Raw genomic sequence first — 26,970 nt, forward strand, 5'->3', positions numbered from 1 at the left:
GCCTATATTAGGCGCGCGACGCGCGAAGGAAAAGGGCCTGTATCAGTGCAAAGTCGCGCTGGCGGCCTCGCGTTCCGCCTTGTCATGCAAGGCGAACTGGTCGACCATATCAGCGCTCGCCGCGTTGAAGCCGACAATCTCGACCTCGACGCCTGCCCGCCGGAACTTCACCACGACCTTATCGAGCGCGCCAACGGCTGTGATGTCCCATAAATGCGCCTGCGACACATCGATGAGCACTTTCTGGACGCTTTCGCTGAAATCGAATGCGCCGACGAAATTTTCCGCCGAAGCAAAGAAGATCTGCCCTTCGACCTTATAGACGACTTCGCCTTCGCCTGGCGCGTCGAGACGCGTGACGCGGAACAGCCGCGCCACCTTTCCGGCGAAGAAGACGCCGGACAACAGCACGCCGACCAGCACGCCCTTGGCGAGATCATGCGTGCCCACCACCGTGACGACGGTGGCGAGCATCACCACCGAGGACGGCAGCGGATTGCGGCGGAGATCGAGGATGGAACGCCAGGAGAAGGTGCCGATTGACACCATGATCATCACCGCCACCAGCGCCGCCATGGGGATAATCCGCACGAGATCGTCGAGCGCCACGATCAGCACCAGCAGAAAAGCGCCGGCGACGAAGGTCGACAGGCGCCCGCGGCCGCCCGAGGAGACGTTGATCACCGACTGGCCAATCATGGCGCAGCCACCCATGCCGCCGATCAGCGCCGAGGCGATATTGCCGGCCCCCTGCCCCAGGCATTCCTGGCTCTTGTTGCTCGGCGTGTCGGTCATGTCGTCGACGATCTGCGCCGTCAGCAGCGATTCCAGCAGACCGACGGCGGCGAGCGTCACCGAATAGGGAAAGATGATCTTCAGCGTCTCGAGGGTCAGCGGCACATCCGGCAGGATGAAGGAGGGAAGCGCCGAGGGCAATTCGCCGAGATCGCCGACTGTGCGCAGGTCCATTCCCGTCCACCAGGCGACCAGCGTCAGCGCGGCGATCGCCACCAGCGGCGACGGCACTGCTTTGGTCACATAGGGAAACAGGTAGATGATTCCGAGCCCGGCGGCGATCATCACATAGGTGAGCGACGGCACGCCGATCAGTTCCGGCAGCTGCGCCATGAAGATCAGGATGGCCAGCGCATTGACAAAGCCGGTTATCACCGAGCGCGACACGAAGCGCATGACCCGCCCGAGCTTGAGGAAGCCCGCGAGAATCTGGATGAGCCCCATCAGGATGGTGGCGGCGAACAGATATTGCAGGCCATGCTCCTTGACGAGCGTGACCATCACCACGGCGGTGGCCGCCGTGGCGGCCGAAATCATGCCGGGGCGTCCGCCGACCACGGCCGCGACGCAGGCGATGGCGAAGGAGGCGTAGAGGCCGACCTTGGGATCGACGCCGGCGATCACCGAAAAGCCGATCGCCTCGGGAATGAGCGCCAACGCGACGACGACGCCGGAGAGGATGTCGCCGCGAATATTATGAAACCACTCGTGGCGGTAACGAGAAAAAGTCGTTTGCATATCTGGAAAACCACAGTTGAAGGCAACGGGCCGAGAGTATCAGGCCCAGGGAAGGTTGCGTTGCTGTGTTGTCTGGCGGATCGGCGGCCAGAAGAGCCACCCGGAATTACACCGGGTCCTTGTGGATACCTGTCCGTAATCAAGTTTTTGACGAAGGGCAAGGTTCTATCAGGGATCATAAACGCAGAAACGTCGAAGGCCGGCTTGCGCCGGCCTCCTTGTGTCTACGAGACGATTTTCCGCTCAGGCGGCGTAGCGTCGCTGCGCGCCTGCCTTTTCTTCCAGCTGGAAGCGGCTGATCAGCTGCACCAGACGGTCGGCTTCGCTCGCCAGCTTCATCGTGGCGGCGGAGGTTTCCTCCACCATCGCGGCGTTCTGCTGCGTCACATTGTCGATCTGGTTCACGGCCTGGTTGATCTCGTGCAGGCTGGTGGCCTGTTCACTGGCCGAGTGGGCGATCGAATGAATGTGGCTGTTGATCGAATAAACGCGCTGTTCGATTTCGGACAGGGCCGAACCGGTCGCCTGGACGAGCTGCACGCCGGTTTGCACTTCCCCGCCTGACTTGGTGATCAGCGTCTTGATGTCCTTGGCGGCATTGGCCGAGCGTTGCGCCAGTTCGCGCACTTCCTGGGCGACGACTGCGAAGCCCTTGCCGGCATCGCCGGCGCGGGCGGCTTCGACGCCAGCGTTCAGCGCCAGCAGGTTGGTCTGGAAGGCGATCTCGTCGATCACGTTGATGATCTGGCTGATCTCCTGCGAAGCCTGTTCGATGCGGCCCATGGCGTCGATCGCCTGTCCCACGACCTGGCCGGCGCGCGCGGCGTTGTCCTTGGCCTGGGTCACCATGCTGGCGGCTTCCTGGGCCTTGTCGGTGGCGGTCCGGACGACGCCGGTGATTTCCTTCAGCGCCGTCGAGGTTTCCTGAAGAGCGGCGGCCTGCTGTTCGGTGCGGCGCGACAGGTCGTTGGTCGAAGAGCCCAGCTCGTTGATGTTGCCGTTGATCGAGTCGGAGGTGGCGAGCACTTCGCGGATGGTGCGCTTGAGGCTGTCCATCGTCCCGTTGACGTTGCCCTGAAGTTCGGCGAAGGCGCCGGTGTAGCGACCGTTCATAGAGCGGGTGAGCACACCCTCGGCGAGATTAGCCATCACGGCGCGCATTTCGGTGATGCCGGCGTCGACGCTGGCGAGCAGCTGGTCAATATTGTTGGCGACGGCGTTCAGATTGGCGTCGCCGAAGTCCTGGTCGATGCGGCGGCTGAAATCGCCCGCGGCGGCGGCGGCGACGACTTCCGACATGCGGGTTTGCAAGTCGTCATTGCGGGCGCGGCGGGCGGCTTCGAGGCTGTTCATCTGCACGACGGCGCGCCCGTTGTCCTTGAACACCCCGACGGCCTGCGCCATCTCGCCGATTTCGTCCTTGTGGCCGAGGAACGGTACGGCAATCTCGAAATTGTTGGCGGCGACGGCGCGGATCGTGTCGGTGATCCGCTTGATCGGCGCGCTCAGATGGAAGCGGGCAATATAGAAACCGAGGCCTGCGCCAGCGATGATGCCGAGCGCTGCGGTCGCCATGACCACTGTGAAGATCCAGGTTTTGAAACTGCTGATCGACTCGTCGATCGCCGTCAGAGCCGCCTGGTCGGTTTCAACGATGGCGTCGATCTGCTTCTGGAACGCCTTGCGGTTTTCGCGGTTGGCCTCGTTGTTGCCCTGCGCGTCGGCATCCTTCGGGCTGACCTCGGTGCCGAGACGAACGGTTTCGCTGCGGAACTTGCGGAATTCCGCCGACTTCGCGGACATAGCCTCGAACTGCGCCTTCTGCTCAGCCGGAACCTGCGGCGCCCACTTGGCCATGACGGCGTCCATTTCAGCCAGATGCTCCATCAGGCCGTCGCCGAACTTTTTCGCTTTTTCCGTAGAAGCCGCATGATAGATCCCGCGCGCTTCCATGACAACGGCGGTGACATAGCGGTTCAGGCGTTCACCGTAATAGGCGCGTTCGGAAACGTTCTTGTATTCCTGCAGCTTCTCGTCATATTTCGAAATCGCGAAAAGCGACACGCTGCCAATCACCAGCGAAGCGGCGCACATTACGCCGACAAGACTGTAGATTTTACCGGAAATCCTCACAATGCACCCCATTAACGACGAACGGAGCCTTTCTCCGCCGGAATTTCGTTAATTGGATCACAGGGCGCTTAATTAAGGGTTAAACGAAAAACCCCTGAAAATCAGGAGTAATTCCCAAAAACAACCTGGCGATGTCTCTGAACTGGGTAAAAATATTGCTTAAATAGTTAATTGCCGGTCCAAATCTTAAAAAGGGCGGAGCGACGGTTTCCGCCCTCCGCCCCGGCATTCATCGGATATGCAGCGTCTGCTGATAAATCACCGTGGAGCGATTTCCCGAGCGGCAATAGCCCAACATCGGTTTCGGCAACTCGTCGAGCGCGTCAACCATGGCGCGCACGGCCTCGACCGGAATTTGTCCCACCACAGGAATATGGGCAGTTTCCAGGCCGAGTTCGGCGGCCTTGGCGGCAATCTCGTCGAAAGACGGCTGGCCGGGATCTTCGTCATCGGGACGATGGCAGACAATCGACTTGTAGCCCATGTCCTTCAGCGTCTGGACGTCTTCGAGGGAAATCTGCGGTGAAACCGAATATTCCTCGGTCAACTGGCGAATCTGCATGGCGTGTCCTTTCATGCGGCGTCGGGCCTGTCTCTAATCCATTCGAGGCGGCAGGAAAACCGCTTTCCTCCGCCCGCGCGCTCAAACGAATCGGAACCCCAGGCGAAAATGCCGGGCGTCGCCGGGATGAAGCGCGGGCATCAGGCCGCTTTGCGCAAGTTCGGTGCGCTTCTTCAGCGGATGGCTGGCGGGTTCTATGCCGATGACGTTGCAGTGACCCGCCTCGTTGCGCCACATCTGCAGATGCGGCATGGCGTCGGCGTCGAACCAGACGTCGAGCGCGCCGCCCTCCGCCCCTGGGATCGGCCCCAGCGACACATGCGCCTTGCCGGCGTCGTCAAGCATGGCCGGAGAGCAGATCACCGCCCCCTCGCCGTCGCCGAAGCGCCACCCGATCCGACCTTCGGGAAATGACGCTCCCGAAAAGCCGGTATCATCGTCAAAATGACGGGCGCCGACATTCATGTGATACATCATCATCGGCGCAAACGGCGAAGACCCGACATTCTGCACCGTATCCTCCAGGGTGAAAGCGCCCGTGGCGGCGTCGAAATGCCAGAGCCTGAGAATTTCGGCGATGCCGCCATCGGCGAGCGCCACCTTGATTCGCGCCTCGACCGACAGGCCGGTCTCATTGGCGCTCTTGCTGGTGATGACGGCGCTATTGCCGCTCATCGATCCATGCAGGGGGAAAAACAGGCCGTCGGCATTTTCAACGGGCTCGGGATGGCGAATATGATCGGGACCGCAGGTGAAGAGGAAACCGTGAACCGCCCGGAAAATCCGGGGATCGCCGTCATCCGGCACCGCGCCGCCGGGGGCGAGATCGACGCCGCGAGCCGTCGCCGACAGCACATCCAGCGCCGATAGTTCATCGAGTTCGAGTTCGAACCGCCCGTCACCCAGTCTCATTCCATACCCCTCAATTGGATCCTCACGCGCAATTTACATGAAACCACTTGAACGAAGGGATGAAATTCAGCATTTGTTCACCGCGTTTGTTGAAATTCCACAATAGAGTCAAATTCGGCATGTTTGGCTCTTGAAGCGCCGCACTGGCGGAAGCGCCGCCGGAACCCTAGGATCATGTTAACAAGAACGATCGCATTTTCTCTTTTGACGCTGCTCTCGGTCATGCCCGCATCGGCACAGAGCGTGAATGACGGACAAATCATCCTCGTGACGCCCGAGGGCGATGTGCTCGATTACGTGCCCGATGCGGCCGATGTGATCGTGCGCACCAACAAGCGCGGCCAACGCGTGCTCATCGATCACTACGGCAATCTGGTCGCCACGGAAATGCGCCCCTCCGATCTCGGTGGTCGGCGCAGCCCTCGCGATGGACTGCCGGGCGTGGAGGATTACGCCCGCGCCGGTGGCAACAATGCCGAAGAGGATCCCGGCTATTTCCCGCGAGCTCCGCAGCCGGATTCTCAGGAATCGACCGGATCGCTGCCGACCTATCCTGATAACAATGAGGGCTATCAGGACCAGCCGCTGCCCGGCGACGGAATTGCCCGCGACAATACCGGCGACACCGACATGGCCTCGCTCGATCCCAATCTACCGGCCGTAGAACAGCGGCAGCCCGATCCGGTCATCACGCTGGACGGCAAGAAATCCCAATATGAAATCACCGCGCTTCAGGTTTTCCTCGATCGCGCCGGCGCGTCGCCCGGCGTCATCGACGGCAAGATGGGCATGAATGTCTCCAAGGCCGTCGCGGCCTATGACAGGATCACCGGCGAGACGCTCGACCCCAACAATATCGAAGAACTCATGACCCGGCTCGGCTATACTGGCGGCCTGCCGATCATGGAGTATCAGATCACCGCCGCCGACGCCGCCGGCCCCTATGTGGCGGCGATCCCCGAGGACTATGCCCATAAGGCCGCGCTGCCGGGCATGAATTACACCTCGGTGACCGAGGCGTTGGCCGAACGGTTCCATATGGACGAAGGCTATCTCAAGACGCTGAACCCCGGCGTCGACTTCACCATTCCCGGAACCATCGTCAAGGTCGTCAATCCAGGCCAGCCGAAGAAGGCGGAAGTCGCGCGTATCGTCGCCGACAAATTCCGCAAGCAGGTTTATGCCTATGACGCGGCAGACCAGCTGGTGGCTGCCTATCCGGCTTCTATCGGCTCCAGTGACACGCCCTCGCCATCCGGCCTGCACACGGTCGAACGCGTCGCGCTGAACCCGAATTACACCTATAATCCGAAGATCAATTTCCAGCAGGGCAACAACACCAAGGTGCTGACCATTCCGCCCGGCCCGAACGGACCCGTCGGCACGGTATGGATCGCATTGTCGAAGCCGACCTACGGCATTCACGGCACGCCGGACCCGTCGCGCATCGGCCGGAGCCAGAGCCATGGCTGCATCCGCCTGACCAATTGGGACGCCACGGAACTCGCGAAAATGGTTAAACCTGGAGTTACGGTCGAGTTCATCGATTAAAGGCGTTGAATCCCCTTTTACATCAGGCCCGGCGAATATAACGCCGGGCCTTTTGCGTTAACCAAGTATCCAGAGATATTCCCGTTTTGACGCATGTCTCATTCTGGACCAATTGACTAATGTTTATCATTCGTTAATCTTTCTAAATGGTTACGGCGGAGTGTTGAGAACCGCTGGAAAGAGCGGGCGCCAGCAACTCTCGATCTGAACCGGATGCCTCGATAGTTCAGCGCGTATTGGCAAAGGTGACGTTATGTTCGAAAACATTCCCGGACAATTGAGAACAAGTCTTCCAGCAGTCGAGAAATACAACCAGCCGACCAATCTTCTGGACCGCTGGTCGGAATCCGGAGCCTGGTGGGAAAGCCGCGTGCAACACAAGCTCGATCCCTACCAGAAATACTCTACCAGCCGCGTCGGCAACTATATCGAAGGCGCGCACCGCGACGGCACGGCCTTCGCGGGTCATAACTTCGCCAGCCAGGATTACCTGTCGCTGGCCTCGCATCCGATGCTGATCCAGCGCGCAAAAGACGCGATCGATCAATATGGCCTGCATAGCGCCGGCTCCGCTGCGCTGATGGGCAACACCGCCCTCTCCGTCGAACTCGAACGCCGCCTCGCCGCCTTCACCGGCTTTGAAGATGTCGTCGTCTTCCCAATCGGCTGGGCCGCCGGCTACGGCTCCGTCAAGACGCTGGTCAAGCCGACCGACCATGTCGTCATCGATATTCTCGCCCATGCCTGCCTGCAGGAAGCCGCCCGCGACGCCACCGAAAATGTCCACGTCCATTCGCACCTGAACGTCAAGGCGATCGAAAGCCGTCTGGCGCGCATCCGCCGCGAAGACGAGGACTGCGGCATCCTAGTGGTGACCGAGACCCTGTTCTCCATGGACAGCGACGTCCCCAACATTCCGGAAATCCAGGAGGTCTGCCGCCGCCACAACGCCACCCTGCTGGTCGATTGCGCCCATGACCTCGGCGCACTCGGCGAGAACGGCCGCGGCAAACTCGAAGACTTCGGCATCGTCGGCGGCGTCGACATTCTCGTCGGCGCCTTTTCGAAGAGCTTCGGCTCCATGGGCGGCTTCGTCGCCTCCAACAGCCGCGGTCTTCGCTTCGGCCTGCGCGGCCAGTGCGGCCCCTCCACCTTCACCAACGCGATGTCGCCGATCCAGGCCGCCGTCGTGCTCGGCTCGCTCGACATCATCGAGGGCGAGGAAGGCCGCGAGCGCCGCGAACGGCTGATGCGCAACAGCCTGCGCTTGCGCGCCGGCCTCGAGGAAGAAGGCTTCGAAGTGCTGGGCAAGCCGAGCGCCGTGGTGCCGATGCTGATCGGCGACGTGCTGCTCGCCCGGCTGATGACACGTTACGCGGTGGAGATGGGCGGCATCGTCAATCTCGTCGAACATCCGGCCGTCGCGAAAAACGCCTGCCGCTGGCGCCTGCAGGTGATGGCCGACCACACCGAGGAACAGATCGACGCGATGATCGAGATCGCCGTCAAGGCCCGCGACATGGCCGAGGCGCATGTCGAATGGCTCTCCGCCAACGACAATGACGAAGGCGAACGCCGTCTGGTGGCCGCCAACGATGCGAGCGCCGCGACCGCAGCGGCGGCCGAATAACGTCCGCCCCAAGGCGAGAGGAGCACCGCCCGCTCCTCTCGCACACGGGCGCAAGCGGCGCCCCAGCGGCGCCATGCGCTTTGCCGCAACAAATCCTGTTCTGCCAGCCTGACTCGCGTTTCGCGCAGGCGCCGGCTTTGGTGCGCGTTTGTTTCCCTTTCGCCGGAACTCCTTGCCTCACGTAACGTTAAGTGGCTCACGGCGCTCTCATGAATTAACAAACGCATCTACTGTAATTTTACCCCTAAATTTTACTGGACTCCGATAGCGCCGCAAATGAATACTAGCGCCCAATGAACCAACGCGACAATAATAATAGGCCCCTGGACGTGCAAAAGACCGAGGACGCGGCACATACGATTTTTGAGATTTACAGCAGAACAGATTATTCGACTTGTGTTGAAGTATTTTTGGAATTTATCTCGGCTTTCGGCATCAAGAATTTCACAATTTTGGAAACCGATCTCGGTTGCCGTCAACGCGATGTGATGCTGGCCCATTCCTGGGACGACCGCTGGCGGAGCTTCTGTCTCCAATCGAGGCATTTGCATCACGACCCCCTGCTAGCGATGATTGAGCGCGACCACGGCGCTTTCACCTTGAGCGAAAGGATGGATGCGCCCAGGGTCTGCGCCGACACCACCCAGATCCTGCAACGATTTTCAGCCTTCGGCTGGAAGGACGCGCTGTGCGTGCCCATCCATCGGGGCGGACTGCGCTACGGCGTGGCGAGCCTGATTTCGGCGCGACGGATTTCCGCTGAAGACAAGGCGCAATTGACGGCGGCCGCCTTCGCCTTTCACCAGCGCCTGCGCTGTCTGGCGCCGAAAGAGGGCTTCAGGACGCCGCCCGCCGGGCTTGGCGCGGACGAGATCGACTGTCTGCGGCTGCTCGCCACGGGCCTGTCCGATGTCAAGGCAGGCGAGATGCTGGGGCTCGGCGGCGGCGCTGTTCACGCCCATATCGAAAGCGCCAAGCAGAAGCTAGCCGCGCAGAACCGCGCCGAACTGGTGAGCCTTGCTCATTCCCTGGCGATCATCGCCTGAACGAAGAAGCCCGGCGCGATGGCCGGGCTCCCTGTTTGATCTCAGCTGACGTTATCAGATGCACTGCGCAAACAGCGTCTTGGCCGCATCCAGCGTCAATTCCACCGGATTGCCGCCGGCGGTCGGGTCGACGATGGCCATGGCGGCCATTTCATCGATGCGATCCGTGCCGACGCCGAGCGCCGACAACTTGTCCGGCACGCCAAGTTCCTCGCGCAGCTTCAGCACATAATCATAGAAGCCATTGAAACCGCCGGAAATTCCGAGATAAGCGGCGGCCGCAGTGATCTTGTCTTCGATCGCCGGGCGGTTGAAAGCGAGCACCGGCGGCATCACCACAGCGTTCGTCATGCCGTGATGAGTGTTGTAGATCGCGCCCACAGGATGGCTAAGCGAATGGATTGCGCCCAAACCCTTCTGGAAGGCGACAGCGCCCATGGCGGCGGCGCTCATCATATGCGTGCGCGCTTCAATATCGGTCCCGTCCTTGAAGGCGCGGGGCAGATATTCCTTCACCAGACGCAGACCTTCAAGCGCAATGCCCTGGCTCATCGGGTGGTAGAAGGGCGAGGAATAGGCTTCCAGGCAATGCGCGAACGCATCCATGCCGGTGCCGACGGTGATGACCTTGGGCATGCCCACGGTGAGTTCCGGATCGCAGATGGTCACGGCCGGCAGGAACTTCGGATGGAAGATGACCTTTTTGGTGTGCGTCGCCGAATTGGTGATGACTGAGGCGCGTCCGACTTCCGAGCCGGTGCCGGCGGTGGTCGGCACGGCGACGATCGGCGCAATGCCTTCGACCGAAGCGCGGGTCCACCAGTCGCCGATATCCTCGAAATCCCAGACCGGACGGCTCTGGCCGGCCATGAAGGCCACGCATTTGCCGAGATCGAGGCCCGAGCCGCCGCCGAAGGCGACGACGCCGTCATGGCCGCCATCTTTGAAGGCTTTGACGCCGGCTTCGAGATTGATGTCGTTCGGATTGGGATCGACATCGGCAAAGATCGCGCGACCGAGGCCGGCGGCTTCCAGAATATCAAGCGCGTTCTGGGTGATCGCCATCGGCGCCAGACCGCGGTCGGTGATCAGCAGCGGCTTCTTCATGCCGACCGCCTTGCAATGATCGGCGAGTTCCTTGATCCGGCCCGCGCCCATCTTGATGGCGGTCGGATAGCTCCAGTTTGCGGTGATCGACATATTAGAACGACTTTCTGAGGTGGTAGGATTTCGGACGGGTGAGGTTCTGGAAGCCAATGACGGAGAGCGAGCCGCCGCGGCCCGTTTCCTTCACGCCGGTCCAGCACAGAGCGGGATCGAGATAATCTGCGCGGTTCATGAACACGGTGCCGGTTTCCAGCTCATCGCCGATGCGGGCGGCGCGTTCGACATCTCCAGTCCAGACCGAGGCGGTGAGACCGTATTTGCAATCGTTCATCAGCGCGATGGCTTCTTCGTCGGACTTCACCTTCATGATGCCCACGGCCGGGCCGAAGGTCTCTTCATTCATGAAGGACATGGAGTGATCGACATCGACGAGGATCTGCGGTGCGATATAGGCGCCGCCGTCATCGGCCGGGAACAGTTTGGGATCGACCAGCGCCTTGGCGCCCTTGGCGACGGCTTCCTCGATCTGGGCGCGCACGGTCGCGGCGAAACGCTTATGCGCCATCGGCCCCAGCGTGGTGTCGGGATCAAGCGGATTGCCGAGCTTGTAGTTTGACACCCAGGCGACCGACTTTTCGACAAAGGCGTCGTAGAGGTTCTCGTTCACATAGATGCGCTCGATGCCGCAGCAGCACTGGCCGGAATTATAGGTCGCGCCATCCATCAGCGTATCGACGGCGGCGTCGAGATCGGCGTCCTCCATCACATAGCCGGGGTCCTTGCCGCCAAGCTCCAGGCCGATGCCGGTGAAGGTGCCGGCGGCGGCGCGTTCGATCGAGCGTCCGCCTTCGACCGAGCCGGTGAAGTTGATGAAATTGAACGAACCGGCCGCAATGAGCTTCGAGGTCGTGTCATGGTCGAGGAAGACATTCAGGAACACGTCTTCCGGCACGCCCGCTTCGTTGAAGGCGCGCACCATGCGCTCGCCGACCAGCAGCGTCTGGCTGGCATGCTTCAGCACCACGGTATTGCCCGCCATCAGCGCCGGCGCGACCGTGTTGATTGCGGTCATATAAGGATAGTTCCACGGCGCGATCACGAAGACCACGCCATGGGCCTCGCGCTTGATATAGCGCTCGAATTTGTCGCTCTTCTCGATGAGCAGCGGCGCCAGCGCATCATGGGCGATCGAGGCGACATAGTTGGAGCGCTCGTTGAAACCCTTGAACTCGCCGCCATAGCGCACCGGCCGGCCCATCTGCCAGGCCAGTTCCTGAACGACCTCGTCGGACATTTCGTTGAGACGGGCCACGCCCTTCATCACCAGCGACACGCGCTCTTCGAGCGGACGCTTGGCCCAGGACTTCTGCGCCTTGCGCGCGCGCGCCACGGCCTGAGCCGCATCGTCAAAACTCATGGCCGGACGCTCGGCATAGACCGAGCCGTCAACCGGCGATATGCATCGGATCATCGTCATCTTTCTTCACTCCAGTTCAACAGGCCAGCACTCTCACATGGCCCGCCGCGCCATAGGCCAATATGGCCTGGTCGCGGGTAATGATGGTCAAATCGTGTTCGCGCGCGGTGGCGATGAGGATGCGGTCGGCGGGGTCATTATGCAGCGGCTGCGGCAGGAATGACGATGCGACCAGAACCTCCGGCGTCACATCAAGCACACGGGTATTGCGGTCGTCTACAAAACTCCTGAACCACTCGATCGGGGTCTGTGTGAGATGAACGCGACCGCGCGACACCAACAAACCAATCTCCCACGCGCTGATGGCCGAAACGAAATAGTCGCAGCCATCCATAACAAGGACATCACGAACAGCCGGCGCGATCCTTTCCTCAGGGCGAGCCAGAAAAAGGAGCAGACAAGTGTCAAAGATGAATCGGGTATTCATGGCCATCTTCATACACCCGACCCCATTCGGGGTCTGCCGGCTGCGTCACATCAACGCCAGGCAAAACCGTGACCGTTCCCTGCATTTTGCTGCGAATACGGTCAAGGTAGCTGGCGGACGTCGATCCTGCTCCACGCTCTCCCACCGCATGATCATCCTCATGCTTGAATACCTCTTGTCCGCGCTCGCTCATACCATGCGCTTGACCTCGACGTCGCGCCGCGATTTCACTCAGCGGCACGCCAAGATAGTCCGCTATCTCATCCTGTTCGTCGGCGCTCATCTTCCGCTCTCCCCTGAGCATTCGCGACACCGCGCTCGGATCCAGCCCCATGGCGCGGCCAAGGCTCCGAATTGACTGCCCATTGGCCTCAAGCTGGCGATAGAACCACTCGCTGTCGATCATCGTGCGCCTCCATTGATTGTGATTTTAGCAAACCAATGCCAAAATCACAACATGGGCGATTTACGCACGCTCGAAGCCGCGCGCCACCTCCCAGTCCGTCACGCGACGATCATACTCCTCCTGCTCCCAGCGCGCCGCGCGGGTGTAATGATCCACCACGTCGTCGCCGAAGGCTTCCCGCAGCAGGGTCGAATTGGTGAACATGTCGGTGGCGTCGCGCAGCGTTTTTGGCACTTCGCGCACGCCGGCTGCGCCATAGGCGTCGCCGCTGAACGGATCTTCGAGCTCCATCTTCTTCTCGATCCCGTCGATGCCGGCCGCAAGCAGCGCCGCAAAGGCGATATAGGGATTGAGGTCAGAGCCGCCGACGCGGCATTCGATGCGGATGCCTTTGCCGCCGTCGCCGCACAGGCGGTAGCCGGCGGTGCGGTTGTCCTTGGACCATACCGCCTTGGTCGGCGCGAAGGTGCCAGCCACGAAGCGCTTGTAGGAATTGATATAGGGCGCGAGCGCCAGGGTGATCTCACCGGCATGCGCCAGCAGGCCCGCCACATAATGCTCCATCAGCTTGGACATGCCGTAGCGGCCATTGGGATCAAAGAACAGCGGCTTGCCGTCGAGCGACCACAGCGACTGATGCACATGCGAGGACGAACCGGCGGCGGTGTAATTCCACTTGGCGAGGAAAGTGATCGCCTTGCCGCGGCTCCAGGCGATTTCCTTGCAGCCATTTTTGATGATGGCGTGCCGGTCGGCCATGGTCAGCGCTTCGGCATAGCGGACATTGATTTCTTCCTGGCCGGCGGAGGCCTCGCCCTTGGAATTCTCGACCGGAATGCCCGCCCCCTGCAATCCGTTGCGGATCGCCCGCATCACGTCTTCTTCCTTGGTGGTCTGGAAGATGTGGTAGTCCTCATTATAGGCAGAGACGAGTTGCAGATCGCGATAGCCGCTCTGGCGGGCGTCGTCATAGGTCTGGTCGAACAGGAAGAATTCGAGTTCGGTGGCCATGAAGGCCTTCATGCCCATGGCTTCAAGACGCTTGACCTGTTTTTTGAGGATGGCGCGCGGCGAATGCGGCACTTCCTCGTGGGTGTGATGGTCGAGCATGTCGCACAGCACCATGGCTGTGCCTTCGAGCCAGGGAATACGACGCAGCGTCGAAAGATCCGGCTTCATCGTATAGTCGCCATAACCCTTTTCCCAGGACGTCGACTTGTAGCCGGAAACGGTCTCCATCTCCATGTCGGTGGCGAGCAGATAGTTGCAGCTATGGGTTTCCTCATAAGCGCTTTCGACGAAATACTGCGCCTGGAACCGCTTGCCCATCAAGCGGCCCTGCATATCGACCTGAACGGCCAGAACCGTGTCGATACGGCCCTCGGCCACGTCCTTCTTGAGGTCGTCGAATGAATAGGCGGTGCTCATGAGGAAATCCATTCTTGTTCTGTCCGGGCCGTCCGGCCCGTTGTTCCCGTTATTTATGGAAAGAGAAAGCCGCCTCCGGCCCACCATGACCGGAGGCGGCTCACATTCTTGGATCAGCCTTCGCCCACCGCCCGTTCGGCAGCAGCGATTTCCGCCTGACGCTTGGCGACTTCGTCACCGATCGGCGGGCCCTTGAAGCGGCGTTGCTCAAAGGCGAACCAGATCACCACGGCCAGCACGATGAAGCCGAGCGTGATTTCGCCGACCGCGTCGTTCGGCGGCTGGATGGCGACGAAAATGATGATCGCCATGCCGATGACGGTGAGAACCGAGATCAGCTTGAACAGTCCCGCGCCGAGATTCCACGGGCCGGGAGCCGGCCATTTCGGCGTACCGTAAGCGAAGAAGCCGAGCACGATCGGGATCGCGAAGGACAGGAACAGGAAGATCAGCGTCGCGTTGACGACGGTGACATACAATGAGGCCTCGCCGATCTTGATTTTGAGCGCCAGGAAGACGAAGGCAACCGCGAGCGCGGCGGCGGTCCAGATGGCGGTCACAGGCGAGCGCAGCTTCGGATGGACGCTCGCGAGCGACTTCGAACCAACAGGCATGCCGCCGTCGCGCGAGAAGGCGAAGATCATGCGCGACGCCGACGTCACCGTGGCCAGACCGCACAGGAACTGGGCGATGAAGATGGCGATATAGATGATCTTGGTGAGCCAGACCGGCATGATGGCGGACATGGTTCCGAAGAACACGCCCCAACCGGAAGCGGCGCCGGCATTCATGTCCGGAATGGCGATGACGAAGGCGGAAAGCATGATCCAGCCGGCAAGCGACGACCAGAAAACCGACATCACGATGGATTTCGGCACCGAATGCGCAGCCTTGTGCGTTTCTTCCGACGTATGGGCGGACGCGTCATAACCGGTGATCGTGTAGACCGGCAGCAACAGGCCGAGCATGAACACATAGAGCATGCTGTCGGATTGCGGCCAGACCGAGCCGCCCGTTTCGCCCGAATAGTTGGTGAAGGTCCACAGACGCGAGAAATCATGCGTCGGCGCGAGCACCAGGCACAGCACCGTGATGACCGCTGCCGTGATCATGATCAGCGTGCCCGAAAAATCGGTCAGCTTGGCGGTCAGGCCGATGCCGAAATGATTGATCAGCGCCTGAATGGCGGTAATCACCAGGACGATGACCATCTGCTCGTTTTCAGAGCCGGTCAGCCCGAGCTCAGGAAATGCGCCGGCCGCAAACAGGGCGGTGCCGATATTGATGGCGCCGAGCACGGTGATCAGGCCAAGCAGATTGAGCCAGGCGGTGAACCAGCCGGTGAAGCGGTTGCCGAGGATCGACGCCCAGTGATAGAGCCCGCCCGCCGTCGGATAGGCCGAAGCGATCTGCGCCATGCCGAGCGCGAACACCGCCGACACCAGGCAGCCAACCGGCCAGCCGATGCCGATGCCGGCGCCGCCGACGCCCGAGGTCGCTTGGGCAAGCGAATTGATGCCGCCCGAAAGAATGCAGATGATGGAAAAGGAGATGGCGAAATTGGAAAATCCGCTCATCCGTCGCTCGAGTTCCTGGGCGTAACCCATGGAATGCAGGATCTTAAGATCCTGTTGTTTATCTGTATCAGTATAACCGTCAGACATTGTCGTGTTCCCCAGTGACCCTTTTGGGCCGGTTGTTCATGCCTCATGCTTGAACCCGGGTCTTGGCGCCCGGTTGTTCAGGTCATTTCCTAACCGAGCGCGGCGAGGCTTTCGCCCAGCAAGCCCGACAGATAGCCGGCGGCGCGCGCCTGGCCGACTTCATCCCGCACAAGATCATTGCGGATCTCGATCATGACATTGACGAGCCCGTTTTCAAGACCATGCCGTTTCAGCGTATGGGTCACGCCGTCGGCGGGGCCATAGGGATCGTTGCGCCGGACCACGAAACGACCATCGGCCCGCGCCAGCATTTCATCGGCGAGCCGGGAATCCTCGTCATGCAACACGCCGATTTCGACATCGCGGGCGACGCCTTTGTAGACAGGCGTGAAGCTGTGCATCGTGACGATGACGGTGCGGCGACCGGCTTTGGCGCGGCTTTCGATTTCTCGGGCCAGCGCGCCCTCGAAGGGCCGGTAGATCTCGTCGATCCGCGCCTGACGCGCCTCATCCGACACATTGCGGTTACCCGGGATCTCATAGACCTCGCTGACCTCTGGCATCGCATCAGGCGCTTCCGGCGGACGATTGCAATCATAGGCGAGCCGGGAGAAATTCTGCTGGATCAGCGCCGCGTCCATGCTTTCTGAGATCAGCCTGGACACCGCAAGCGCGCCAGGATCCCAGGCGATATGCGCAACCAGCGCGGCCTCGTCGAGCCCGAGCGTGCCGAGCTTCTCCGGCAGACGTCGGGAAGCGTGCTCGCAAACGAGCAGGATGGCGCTCGATCCGCCCTGATTGATCACGGTGACGGGTTGCCCGTCCTGATCGGTCAAAAGATGCACGGCAATTTCGCCTCTGGTTCCCCGTTCTGAAAAGAATTCTTCAAAATTAATTTTCTGTCAATCCACATCATGAACAGGCTGATACAAAAAATCTGTTGACTCTGTTTCAGCTTTGCCCTTCATATTTTGCAAAACTCCAGCAAAGACTGGAAGGGGAACATCACTGGTGACAACCACCGCCGCCACGGTCTCGGACATTATCACCGCGGGCTATGACGCCATGACCCGCGCCGAAAAGCAGCTAGCGAATAGCCTGTTGGACAACTATCCCGTGTCGGGCCTGGGATCCATCACCACGGTGGCGGAAGCCGCGCGGGTATCGACGCCCACGGTCGTCCGCATGGTGCAGAAACTGGGCTTCAAGGGTTTCACCGAGTTCCAGTCGCGGCTGCATCAGGAGTTGGAAGAGACCATTTCCAACCCGATCACCAAGCATGAGCGGATGGCGCCCAACGCGCCGGGCGCGCATATCCTAAACCGTTTCGCCGAAGCCGTGATGGCCAATATGCGCCAGTCGCTCGGCGGCCTCGATCCGCAGGATTTCGACGCAGCGGCGCGACTGATCGGCGACAGGAAGCGCTCGGTCTATCTTGCGGGCGGCCGCATCACCGGCGCGATCGCGGAATATTTCTTTACCCATCTGCAGGTCATCCGCCCTGGCGTCGCCCGTATTTCGTCGAATGCGTCGAGCTGGCCGCACTACGTGCTGAATATGAGCCGCGGCGACGTGCTGATCCTGTTCGACATCAGGCGTTACGAAAGCCAGCTCGAGGCGCTGGCGCGCACCGCGGCCGACCACGGCGCCGAGATCGTGCTGTTCACCGATCAATGGGGCTCACCCATCGTCAAGCACGCCCGCCACAGCTTCCGCCTCAATATCGAGGCGCCGTCGGCATGGGATTCCTCGGTGGTCACGCTGTTCGTGGTCGAGGCGCTGATCGAGGCGATCCAGGGCTCGCATTGGGAAAAGACCCGGGAACGCATGGCGATGCTGGAAGGCCTCTTTGAGTCCACGCCGCTGTTTCGCAAGCCGACGGCCGGTAAATAGGAGGGGAAACTGAAATGAATATTACAGAGCAGCCGAAAGGCAGCTCCGAAGCGTAACGAAACTGTCACACAGTCGTCATCAAAGAAAACTAACAGGGCGAGCAACGCTGCCCCACCACAGAGGAGAAAGCCAGTGTCCAAGAAGCTCAACACATTCATCGCGGCAAGCTGCGCCGCGCTGATGGCCACCACCGCCATCGCTCGCGCCGAAGCCCCGGCGGAACTGATCGCCGCCGCAAAGGCCGAAGGCGAACTGACCGTCATCGCCCTTCCCCACGACTGGTGCGGCTATGGCGCCGTGATCGAAGGCTTCAAGGCCAAGTACGGCCTGAAGGTCAACGAGCTCAACCCCGACGCCGGCTCGGCCGACGAAGTGGAAGCCATCAAGGCGAACAAGGACAACAAGGGCCCGCAGGCTCCTGACGTCGTCGACGTCGGCCTTGCTTTCGGCCCGCAGATGAAGGCCGAAGGCCTGGTCCAGCCTTACAAGGTGTCGACCTGGGACGAAATCCCGGCGAACGTCAAGGACGCCGACGGCTACTGGTATGGCGATTATTACGGCGTCATGTCGATGATCGTGAACAAGGATCTCGTGTCCAACACGCCGAAGGACTGGGCCGACCTGAAGAAGGCGGAATATTCCGGTCAGGTCGCTCTCGCCGGCGATCCGCGCGCGTCCAACCAGGCCATTCTCGGCGTTCTCGCCGCTGGTCTCTCCACCGGCGCCAAGGCTGGCAAGGAAGCCGGCGAAGCCGGTCTCGGCTACTTCGCCGAGCTGAACAAGGCTGGCAGCTTCGTCCCCGTCATCGGCAAGGCCGGCACGCTGGCTCAGGGCTCGACCCCGATCGTCATCGCCTGGGACTACAACGCCCTGTCCTGGCGCGACACGCTGGCCGGCAACCCGCCGGTTGACGTCATCGTTCCGGAAACCGGCGTTCTCGCCGGCGTCTATGTCCAGGCCATCTCGGCTTACGCTCCGCATCCGAACGCTGCCAAGCTCTGGATGGAATATCTCTATTCGGACGAAGGTCAGCTCGGCTGGCTGAAGGGCTATTGCCACCCGGCTCGCTTCAACGCGATGTCGGCTGCCGGCAAGATCCCGAAGGATCTGCTCGACAAGCTGCCGCCGGCTGCGTCCTATGAAAAGGCCTACTTCCCGACGCTCGAGGAGGTCGACGCCAACAAGGCCGCCGTCACTGGCGGTTGGGACAAGGTCGTCGGCGCCAACGTTCAGTAAGCGCCTGATGTCATGAAATGCCGCCCCGGCGTCCGCGCCGGGGCGTTTTATGCTTGATAATTGCTAAATTTCATGCGGCGACGCTTTGCCGCTTTCAGCCAAAGCCGTTATTCTGCATTTTTGACAAACCATCCCTCGGGGCACGGGACTGATTTGATGGACACATCCAACGCCGGGGCGAAATCCGCTCCGATGAAATGGCCGACGCATTGGTTGGGGGTCGCGCCCTTTTTCCTGTTTGCGTTTTTGTTTCTCATTCTGCCAACGTTCAAGATCGTGTTCGGCGCGTTTCAGACGCCCGAAGGCGGCTTCACGCTCGACAACATCGCCGCGCTGTTTACGCCATCGATCCTTGCGGCCTACTGGATCTCGATCAAGATCAGCATGGCGTCGGCCCTGCTCGGCTGCCTGATCGGCTTTGGCATGGCGGCGGCGGTGACCGTGGGCGGCCTGCCGCGCGGCATCCGCGATCCGCTGCTGACCTTCTCCGGCGTAGCGTCGAATTTTGCCGGCGTGCCGCTGGCTTTCGCCTTTCTGGCGACGCTCGGTCCGGCCGGCATGATCACCCTCTATCTGAAGACCGAACTGGGCATCAATCTGCGCGCGCTTGGCTTCAATCTCCTGTCTTTCTGGGGCCTGACCGTCACCTATCTGTTCTTCCAGATCCCGCTGATGGTGCTGATCATCACGCCGGCGCTCGAAGGCCTCAAGAAGGAATGGCGCGAAGCCGCTTCCATTCTCGGCGCCACACCCGGCCAATATTGGCGCATGGTTGCCTTCCCGATCCTGCTGCCGTCTCTGCTCGGCACGTTTGCGCTGCTGTTCGCCAACGCCTTCGGCGCCGTGGCCACCGCGATCGCGTTGACCGGCTCGTCGCTCAGCATCGTGCCGATCCTGCTGTTTGCGCAGATCCGCGGCGACGTGCTTGGCAATCCGCATCTCGGCTACGCCATCGCCTTCGGCATGATCGTCATCACCGCGACCGCCAACACTCTTTACATCTGGCTGCGCGCCCGCAGCGAAAGGTGGCTTAAATGAAGAAGCTCTGGGCCTGGGGCGCGCTGGCGTTCGGCATCCTGTATTTCGCCCTGCCGTTGATCGGCATGACCAACTTTTCGCTCAAGATGCGCCGCGGCGTCTATTCCTTCGACGCCTATGCAAAGGTCCTCGCCGATCCAAGCTTCCAGGCGACCTTTTCCTATTCTGTGGCGCAGGCGCTGGCGACGATCGTGTTCGGCGTGCTGCTGGTGGTGCCCACCGCCTATGTCGTGCGGCTGAAGCTGCCGCATATCAGGCCTTATATCGAGTTCATCACGCTTCTGCCGCTGGTCATTCCGGCCATCGTCATCGTCTTCGGCTATATCCGGCTCTACAATACATCGAGCTGGCTGCCGCTGACCGGCACGACATTCGGCACCAATCTGCTGCTGATGTTCGGCTATGCGACGCTGGCGCTGCCCTATATGTATCGCGCCGTCGACACCGGCCTGCGCACGATCGACGTGGGAACGCTGACCGAAGCCGCCCAGAGCCTGGGCGCTGGCTGGGTGACCATTCTCGGCCGGATCATCCTGCCCAATGTGATGATCGCGGTGCTGTCGGGCGCCTTCCTGACCTTCGCCATCGTCATCGGCGAATTCACCATGGCCGCGCTGCTAAACCGTCCGGCTTTCGGTCCTTACATGCAGCTGCTGGGCGCCAACCGCGCCTATGAACCGGCCGCGCTCGCCGTGATCGCCTTCGGGATCACCTGGGCATGCCTCGGCGTCATCCAGCTGCTGTCCCGCTTCCAGAAAACGCCCTCCCGCCAGGTCTGAGGATTTTTGTACATGAGCTTTCTCACCCTCTCCAATATTCAGAAATCCTACGGCGCGCAGAACGTCGTCATCGACTTCAACATGGCGATCGAAAAGGGCGAATTCGTCTCCTTCCTCGGCCCGTCGGGCTGCGGCAAAACCACGACATTGCGCATGGTCGCGGGCTTTGAGACGCCTTCGTCCGGTGAGATCAGAATCGGCGGCGCGTTGCAGAACAATCTCAAGCCGAACCAGCGCAATATCGGCATGGTGTTCCAGGCCTATGCGCTGTTTCCCAATATGACGGCGGCTGAAAATGTCGGCTTCGGCCTCAAGGTGCGCGGCATCAATCGCGCCGACCGCGACAAGACGGTCGCCGACATGCTGAAGCTTGTCGGCCTCGATCATCTCTCCGACCGCTTTCCCTTCCAGCTGTCGGGCGGCCAGCAGCAGCGCGTGGCGCTCGCCCGCGCGCTCGCCATCAAGCCGCAGGTGCTGCTGCTCGATGAACCGCTGTCGGCGCTCGACGCCAAGATCCGCGTGTCGCTGCGCGAAGAAATTCGCGACATCCAGCGCAAGATGGGCATCACCACCATCTTCGTGACTCATGACCAGGAAGAGGCGCTGTCGATCTCCGACCGCATCGTCGTCATGCATCAGGGCAAGGCCGACCAGATTGGCACGCCGCATGAGATCTACAACCGCCCGACCACGCGCTTTGTCGCGAGCTTTGTCGGCACGCTGTCGATGATCGAGGCTGTGGTCGCCGATCCTGCCGCCGGCACGGTGACGGTCAATGGCGCCACCGTTGCGGTGTTGCAGCCGCTGACCGGCAAGAAGGCCGGCGACAAGGTCACGCTGGCCGTACGCCCCGAAGCGCTGTCGCTCGACCAGAGCCGCGGCCGCGATCTGTCAATGACCGGCGTGGTCGATGGCGTGCATTTCCTGGGGTCTGTGGTCCGCACCAGGCTCAAGGTCGATGGTTCAACACTGTCCTTCGACGCCTTCAACGACCCCTCACAGCCGCCGCCGGCGATCGGCGACACGGTCGCGGCCTTTTACGCGCCACGCGACCTGTTGGTGATCGGCGACTGAAGCCCGGTTACCGGAGATGAAAAAAGGCCGCTGGAGCGATCCGGCGGCCTTTTGCTTGTCAGGTCTTCTTGGTGAGCATCGACCAGAGGCCGATCGGCGAGAAGGCGCAGCCGGCGGGGCTGCCCGAGCGCGCTGTCAATGCAGCGAGCGCCCAAGCGTCAATGAGCGTTTTTTCGGCAATGCTCTTGTCTTCGGCGGCAGTGGTTGCGGCATTGTTGAGCATGGCGTCTCTCCTGATGATGTCACGAGAGACGCTGCAATGCGCATGCCAAACCGCTCTGTTAGCCCTTCGTGCCGCTTGGCAGCCGATTGTTCTTGAGCAGCAGCGCGGCGATGAAGCCGATGGCGATGGTCAGCGACATGGTCAGGAACACATGGTGGAAAGCGCCGGCATAGAGATCGGCCACCAGCAGGCGGCTGCTTTCCGGCAGCGAGGCGAGCGCCGACGGCGTCAATTCGGCGATGTTTCCGACGCCTGGAATGGTCGAGACATGCCGCTCCACCCCCGCCGAAAGAACCGCGCCATAGACGGAAATGGCGATGGAGGCGCCGGCCATGCGAGTCAGCGTCACCGCCCCCGTCGCCGCCCCGACATCGCGGGGATCTGCGGCGTTCTGCACGCCGATCACCGGCACCTGCTGGCCGAAGCCAACGCTCATGCCCTGCAGCAGCATCATGAAGCCGATCAGCGGAATGGGCGTGCCGGCATGCAGGAAGGAGAACAGGAAGAAGATGATCATGCTGCCGGCGGTGCTGATCAACGAGAAGATCTTGTAGCGCCCGGTCTTCGAGATCAGCCGCCCCGCTGTCAGTGATCCCAGTGCGATGCCGCCGGTCAGCGCGATGAACAACAGGCCGGCAAGCGAGGGCGAAAGCCCGGTCGTGGTCTGCAGGAACAGCGCCACATAATTCACCGAACCAATGCCGACGGCGCCGCTGGTCAGCGAGATGATCAGCAGAAAACTGACGGTGGGATTGCGGAACAGGCCCAGCGGCACGATGGGTTCCGGCGCGCGGCGCTCCACCATGATCCAGGCGATCAGCGACACTAGCCCGAACAGCACCACGGCCAGGCTTTCCTTGGCGACCAACGACCCGAAGATCTCGCTGGAGTCGGCCCAGAGCACCACGCTCGACACTGCCCCCGCCAACAACAGCGCGCCGGCATAGTCGATCTTCGGCCGACGCGTCGGCCTGCGATAGGGCAACAGGATCGCCATGCCGATCAGCACCGCGATGCCGACGGGCAGATTGACCAGAAAGATTGAGCGCCAGCCGAACAGATCCGACAGCGCGCCGCCGAGGGTCGGCCCGATCGCGCCAGACGCCATCAGCACCAGGCTGGAATAGCTCTGATAGCGGGCCCGCACGCGCGGCTCGAACAGATCGGCGTTGATCGAAAACAGCGACACCATGATGCCGCCGCCGCCCAGCCCCTGCAGCACGCGCGCGGCGATCAGCGTGTTCATCGACACCGCCAGGCCGCAGACCAGCGAGCCCAGAGTGAAGATGAAGATCGCCGTCATGATCACATATTTGCGCCCGAACAGATCGCCCAGCTTGCCGTAAACAGGCATGACCGCGCTGGTGGCGAGAAGATAGGCGGAGCCGACCCAGCCGAACCGCTCCAGCGCGCCGAACTCGCCGACGATCGTGGGCAGCGCCGTGGAGACGATCTGATTGTCCAGCGTCGCCATGAACATGCCCATCAAGAGAATGAGGAACACCAGCATGCGGCGCTTCGGATCGGGCACCAGCGACGTGAAGGCGGAAGAGGCTTGTTCGGCGGTTTCGACGCGGGCGTCCATAGCTGCACCAGTCCTGACAATGTTCAAGTGCGCAATTCATGTGCTTTTAGCATATATATGTCAACAGCACATATGTGACAAAGACACGAAATATCTTGGCGGCGCTGATTTTTCTGATAAACAGACACTATGAGCGATACCGAACCTAAATACTCCGACACCCGCAAAGACGACGCCATCCATCGCGTCGGCGAAGCCATGGCCAAGATGCGGCTGATGACCGGTCGCCGCTATATCGGCCGTGTCGCGCTGGCGCGCCTGGGCACGGGCATGGAGCTTTCGGATCTCGACGTGATGAGCCTGGTCAGCCGCCTGGGCGTGAGGCAGGACATCACCATCGGCGCCATCGCCGACAATATGCGCATCGATCATTCCCGCGCCAGCCGCATGGTGGCCGATCTCGTCAAGCGCGATCTCCTCCGCCGCGAAGCCTCCCAACAGGACGCCCGCCGCACCATCGTGACGCTGACCGACAATGGCCGCGCCATGATCGACAGCGTCCACGACACCAAGCGCGACGTGCTGACGACAGCTCTGGCCGGCTGGCCGGAGGAGGATATCGCCGCCTTCGCCGCGCTGTTCAACCGCTTTACGGAGCGGATGGAGGAACAGGCCAATGCGTTTGAGGCTGTGCAGGCGCGCAACAGCAAGGCAGACGATTAGGCTTCGTCCCGATAGACATGCGTCTCGCCATGCCGATCAAAGATCTCGTAGGCCCCCTCGCCCACGGCCATGACAGGGCTTTCCGTCAGCGACGCTTTCCCCGATCCGCCCGGCACGTCGAGGATATAGGCGGGCATGCACAGGCCCGAAACACGGCGGCGTAGCGCCTCGACCAGCGCCCTGCCCTCGTCGATCCCCAGCCGGAAATGGCTGGTGCCGGGCGCGAGATCGGGATGGTGGAGATAATAGGGCTTCACCCGCATCTCGACGAAGCCGCGCATCAGCGCTTCCAGCGCCTCGACGCTGTCATTGACGCCCCTCAGCAGCACCGACTGGCTGACCATCGTCACGCCGCCCGCGATCAGTGTATCGACGGCGGACCGGGCCCCGGGCGTGAATTCGTGAGCGTGATTGGCGTGCAGCGCCACATAGACGGTTTTTCCGGAAGCCTTGAGCGCGTCGATGAGCGCGCCGTCGATCCTGCCGGGGTCGACCACCGGCACCCGGCTGTGGAAGCGAATGATCTTCACATGATTGATCGCGCCCAGCCGCTGCATCAGCGAAGCCAGCCTCCGGGGCGACAGCACCAGCGGATCGCCGCCGGTGATGATTACTTCCCAGATTTCGGGATGGTGGGCGATATAATCGAGCGCTCCGTCGAGCGCTTCCCCCGCCAGCATGCCGTCTCCCGAGGGACCCACCATTTCGCGGCGAAAGCAGAAGCGGCAATAGACCGGACAGACATGCACGGCCTTCAACAGCACGCGATCGGGATAACGATGCACGATGCCGGCCACCGGTGCATGGGCGTGATCGCCGATCGGATCCTCGCGCTCGCCAGGCAGGATAGTCAGTTCCTCCGGGCGCGGCAGATATTGCCGGGCGATGGGGTCATGGACGTCTGCGGGGTTGATGAGACGAGCGACGTCGTCGGTGAGCGAGATGGCGTAGCGGGCGGCCACCCTTTCGGCGGATTCCAACGCGGTTTCGTCGATCAGGCCGGCGGAGACGAGGTCTTTGGGCGTGGTGAGCGCGGTCATGAGGGACGGCTCCGCGCGGGTAGAAGATTTTGAATGAAGGCGACGCTGGAGCCAGTATTACCCCCCTCTGTCCTGCCGGACATCTCCCCCTCAGGGGGGGAGATTGGCTGGCGGCGCCCGCTCGCTTCAATCTCAACGCCCAAGGTGGGGCGAAGGGCTAGCCTCCTTCGTTCTCCCCCCTTGAGGGGGAGATGTCCGGCAGGACAGAGGGGGGTGAGCCAGGGGCGCGGCGAGAGGACAGGGGGTGCACAGCCCCTCATCCCCCTGCCGGGACCTTCTCCCCGCGCGAGCGGAGAGAAGGAGGATGTGGCACGGACGGCGCTCCATTGCCCTTCTCCCCGCAGCTGCGGGGAGAAGGTGGCGGCAGCCGGATGAGGGGCGGAGCACAGCCTTGCCTTAAAAACATTCCCCATCACGCCCCCCACGCCACGGGTGCCCACATCACCTGATCAATGCGCCGGGCGCCGCTCGCCAGCATCGCCAACCGATCGAAACCGAGGGCTGCGCCGGACGCCTCCGGCATGATCGCGAGCGCGGCGAGAAAATCCTCGTCGAGCGGATAGGTCTCGCCATAGATCCGTTGCTTCTCCGCCATTTCCATCTCGAAGCGGCGGCGCTGCTCCACTGGGTCAGTCAGTTCGCCGAAAGCGTTGGCAAGTTCGACGCCGCAGGCGTAAAGCTCGAACCGGTCCGAGACGCGGCCGTCCTCAGGCGAGCGGCGGGCGAGCGCGGCTTCGGCGGCGGGATAGTCACAGAGAATGGTTGCGCGCCCCTCGCCCAGATGCGGCTCGACCTTCTCCACCAGAATGCGCGAGAAAATGTCGGACCATGTGTCGTCTTCGGCAATGCGGATTCCCGCCCCCGAGGCTCGCGCCGCCAGTCCGTCGCGATCCGTTTCGCCGTCCATAGCGATGGTGGCGAGAAGATCGATGCCAGAATGGCGCGAGAACGCCTCGGCCACCGACAGCCGCTCGGGCGCTGCGAACGGATCGCAGGTCATGCCGCGATAGGTGAAGCTCTTGGTTCCACCCGCTTCGGCCGCGAGCGCCAGCATGCGCCCGCAATCTTCCATCAGCGCCGCGTAGCTTTCGCCCACCCGATACCATTCAAGCATGGTGAACTCAGGCTGGTGGGTCGGGGAGGTCTCGCGATTGCGATAGACATGCGCGAAGGTGAAGATGCGCTTTTCCCCTGCTGACAGCAGCTTCTTGCAGGCGAATTCCGGCGAGGTGTGGAGATAATAGTCGTTTGCGACGCCATCAGAGCCGATCAGCTCCGTCTTGAAAGCGTGCAGATGCGTCTCGTTTCCGGGCGAGATCTGCAGCGCCGGCGTGTCGACCTCAAGAAAATCATCGCCAGCGAAGAAAGCGCGCAGGGCCGCCTGCACGCGATTGCGGGCGAGAAGAAAGGGGCGCCGGTCGGCATGCACATCGGGCGTCCACCAACGGGACGGCGTCGTCGCGGCCATGTTTCTCATCTTCGTGTTCGATTCAGACTGGCAATTTGCCCGTTTTCGGGTTATTGGCGCGCCACATCCTGAAAAAGGCGGGCAGTTGGCCGGTT

General features: G+C 61.7%; 24 protein-coding genes and 1 other annotated feature. Of the genes, 9 read left to right on the plus strand and 15 right to left on the minus strand.

Annotated features, from left to right (window positions below; genetic code table 11):
* Positions 1-42: 42 nt before the first annotated feature.
* The 4 genes from M2360_RS23185 to M2360_RS23200 all read right to left on the minus strand — a co-directional run bounded on the left by M2360_RS23185 (position 43) and on the right by M2360_RS23200 (position 5,140).
* Positions 43-1,533 (minus strand): SulP family inorganic anion transporter, encoded by a 1,491-nt coding sequence (locus M2360_RS23185; RefSeq protein WP_280777760.1) that lies wholly within the window; start codon positions 1,531-1,533, stop codon positions 43-45.
* Between the two features lie 66 nt (positions 1,534-1,599).
* Positions 1,600-1,655, minus strand: a sequence feature (sul1 is cis-regulatory element that is thought to sense ions involved in sulfur or methionine metabolism; They are found in Alphaproteobacteria).
* A 121-nt stretch (positions 1,656-1,776) separates the two neighbouring features.
* A complete protein-coding gene (locus M2360_RS23190; protein WP_280777761.1) occupies positions 1,777-3,666 on the minus strand; it encodes a methyl-accepting chemotaxis protein in 1,890 nt (629 codons plus the stop codon).
* Between the two features lie 229 nt (positions 3,667-3,895).
* Complete coding sequence (locus M2360_RS23195) at positions 3,896-4,228, minus strand: TIGR01244 family sulfur transferase (RefSeq protein WP_280777762.1); 333 nt, start codon at positions 4,226-4,228, stop codon at positions 3,896-3,898.
* A gap of 81 nt (positions 4,229-4,309) precedes the next feature.
* Entirely contained in the window at positions 4,310-5,140 is an 831-nt protein-coding gene (locus M2360_RS23200) for a DUF4432 family protein (RefSeq protein WP_280777763.1), read from the minus strand.
* A gap of 222 nt (positions 5,141-5,362) precedes the next feature.
* Between M2360_RS23200 and M2360_RS23205 the strand changes: the two genes are divergently transcribed.
* The 3 genes from M2360_RS23205 to M2360_RS23215 all read left to right on the plus strand — a co-directional run bounded on the left by M2360_RS23205 (position 5,363) and on the right by M2360_RS23215 (position 9,367).
* Positions 5,363-6,691 carry a L,D-transpeptidase gene (locus M2360_RS23205; RefSeq protein WP_280777806.1) on the plus strand — a complete coding sequence of 443 codons (1,329 nt, stop codon included), beginning with the start codon at positions 5,363-5,365 and terminating at the stop codon, positions 6,689-6,691.
* Between the two features lie 253 nt (positions 6,692-6,944).
* Complete coding sequence (locus M2360_RS23210; protein ID WP_280777764.1) at positions 6,945-8,321, plus strand: aminotransferase class I/II-fold pyridoxal phosphate-dependent enzyme; 1,377 nt, start codon at positions 6,945-6,947, stop codon at positions 8,319-8,321.
* A gap of 293 nt (positions 8,322-8,614) precedes the next feature.
* Complete coding sequence (locus tag M2360_RS23215; RefSeq protein WP_280777765.1) at positions 8,615-9,367, plus strand: autoinducer binding domain-containing protein; 753 nt, start codon at positions 8,615-8,617, stop codon at positions 9,365-9,367.
* A 54-nt stretch (positions 9,368-9,421) separates the two neighbouring features.
* Here M2360_RS23215 and M2360_RS23220 read toward each other — a convergent pair whose 3' ends face one another.
* From M2360_RS23220 to M2360_RS23250, 7 genes are all read right to left on the minus strand, one after another.
* Positions 9,422-10,567: an iron-containing alcohol dehydrogenase gene (locus M2360_RS23220; protein ID WP_280777766.1), complete on the minus strand. Its 1,146-nt coding sequence runs from the start codon at positions 10,565-10,567 to the stop codon at positions 9,422-9,424.
* Position 10,568: 1 nt separating this feature from the next.
* A complete protein-coding gene (locus M2360_RS23225; protein WP_280777767.1) occupies positions 10,569-11,951 on the minus strand; it encodes an aldehyde dehydrogenase family protein in 1,383 nt (460 codons plus the stop codon).
* 16 nt (positions 11,952-11,967) lie between these two features.
* Positions 11,968-12,384 (minus strand): type II toxin-antitoxin system VapC family toxin, encoded by a 417-nt coding sequence (locus M2360_RS23230; RefSeq protein WP_280777768.1) that lies wholly within the window; start codon positions 12,382-12,384, stop codon positions 11,968-11,970.
* Positions 12,356-12,784, minus strand: a complete 429-nt coding sequence (locus M2360_RS23235) for a helix-turn-helix transcriptional regulator (protein ID WP_280777769.1) — start codon at positions 12,782-12,784, stop codon at positions 12,356-12,358. Before M2360_RS23235 ends, M2360_RS23230 begins: the two co-directional genes overlap by 29 nt.
* 60 nt (positions 12,785-12,844) lie before the next feature.
* Positions 12,845-14,212, minus strand: a complete 1,368-nt coding sequence (locus M2360_RS23240; RefSeq protein ID WP_280777770.1) for a glutamine synthetase family protein — start codon at positions 14,210-14,212, stop codon at positions 12,845-12,847.
* 113 nt (positions 14,213-14,325) lie between these two features.
* On the minus strand, positions 14,326-15,876 hold the full coding sequence (locus M2360_RS23245) for an amino acid permease (RefSeq protein WP_280777771.1): 1,551 nt from the start codon (positions 15,874-15,876) through the stop codon (positions 14,326-14,328).
* An 89-nt stretch (positions 15,877-15,965) separates the two neighbouring features.
* Positions 15,966-16,721: an N-formylglutamate amidohydrolase gene (locus M2360_RS23250; RefSeq protein WP_280777772.1), complete on the minus strand. Its 756-nt coding sequence runs from the start codon at positions 16,719-16,721 to the stop codon at positions 15,966-15,968.
* A gap of 166 nt (positions 16,722-16,887) precedes the next feature.
* On the opposite strand from M2360_RS23250, the gene M2360_RS23255 reads away from it, so the two are divergent.
* The 5 genes from M2360_RS23255 to M2360_RS23275 all read left to right on the plus strand — a co-directional run bounded on the left by M2360_RS23255 (position 16,888) and on the right by M2360_RS23275 (position 21,896).
* Entirely contained in the window at positions 16,888-17,769 is an 882-nt protein-coding gene (locus M2360_RS23255) for a MurR/RpiR family transcriptional regulator (protein ID WP_280777773.1), read from the plus strand.
* Positions 17,770-17,949: 180 nt separating this feature from the next.
* Entirely contained in the window at positions 17,950-19,005 is a 1,056-nt protein-coding gene (locus tag M2360_RS23260) for an ABC transporter substrate-binding protein (protein ID WP_280777807.1), read from the plus strand.
* Positions 19,006-19,161: 156 nt separating this feature from the next.
* On the plus strand, positions 19,162-20,043 hold the full coding sequence (locus M2360_RS23265; protein ID WP_280777774.1) for an ABC transporter permease subunit: 882 nt from the start codon (positions 19,162-19,164) through the stop codon (positions 20,041-20,043).
* Complete coding sequence (locus tag M2360_RS23270; protein WP_280777775.1) at positions 20,040-20,822, plus strand: ABC transporter permease; 783 nt, start codon at positions 20,040-20,042, stop codon at positions 20,820-20,822. Before M2360_RS23265 ends, M2360_RS23270 begins: the two co-directional genes overlap by 4 nt.
* A 12-nt stretch (positions 20,823-20,834) precedes the next feature.
* Positions 20,835-21,896, plus strand: coding sequence for an ABC transporter ATP-binding protein (locus M2360_RS23275; protein WP_280777776.1), 1,062 nt, complete (start codon positions 20,835-20,837; stop codon positions 21,894-21,896).
* Between the two features lie 58 nt (positions 21,897-21,954).
* On the opposite strand, the gene M2360_RS23280 is transcribed toward M2360_RS23275, so the two are convergent.
* On the minus strand, positions 21,955-22,119 hold the full coding sequence (locus tag M2360_RS23280; RefSeq protein WP_280777777.1) for a hypothetical protein: 165 nt from the start codon (positions 22,117-22,119) through the stop codon (positions 21,955-21,957).
* A gap of 58 nt (positions 22,120-22,177) precedes the next feature.
* Positions 22,178-23,704, minus strand: coding sequence for an MDR family MFS transporter (locus M2360_RS23285; RefSeq protein ID WP_280777778.1), 1,527 nt, complete (start codon positions 23,702-23,704; stop codon positions 22,178-22,180).
* Between the two features lie 129 nt (positions 23,705-23,833).
* On the opposite strand from M2360_RS23285, the gene M2360_RS23290 reads away from it, so the two are divergent.
* A complete protein-coding gene (locus M2360_RS23290; RefSeq protein WP_280777779.1) occupies positions 23,834-24,367 on the plus strand; it encodes a MarR family winged helix-turn-helix transcriptional regulator in 534 nt (177 codons plus the stop codon).
* Here M2360_RS23290 and M2360_RS23295 read toward each other — a convergent pair.
* Both M2360_RS23295 and epmA read right to left on the minus strand, forming a co-directional pair.
* Complete coding sequence (locus M2360_RS23295) at positions 24,364-25,407, minus strand: lysine-2,3-aminomutase-like protein (RefSeq protein ID WP_280777780.1); 1,044 nt, start codon at positions 25,405-25,407, stop codon at positions 24,364-24,366. The genes M2360_RS23290 and M2360_RS23295 overlap by 4 nt on opposite strands.
* Positions 25,408-25,819: 412 nt before the next feature.
* Positions 25,820-26,875, minus strand: coding sequence for an EF-P lysine aminoacylase EpmA (gene epmA, locus M2360_RS23300; protein ID WP_280777781.1), 1,056 nt, complete (start codon positions 26,873-26,875; stop codon positions 25,820-25,822).
* Positions 26,876-26,970 lie beyond the last annotated feature (95 nt).

Source organism: Rhizobium sp. SG_E_25_P2, assembly GCF_029892285.1.
GTDB lineage: Bacteria > Pseudomonadota > Alphaproteobacteria > Rhizobiales > Rhizobiaceae > Rhizobium_E.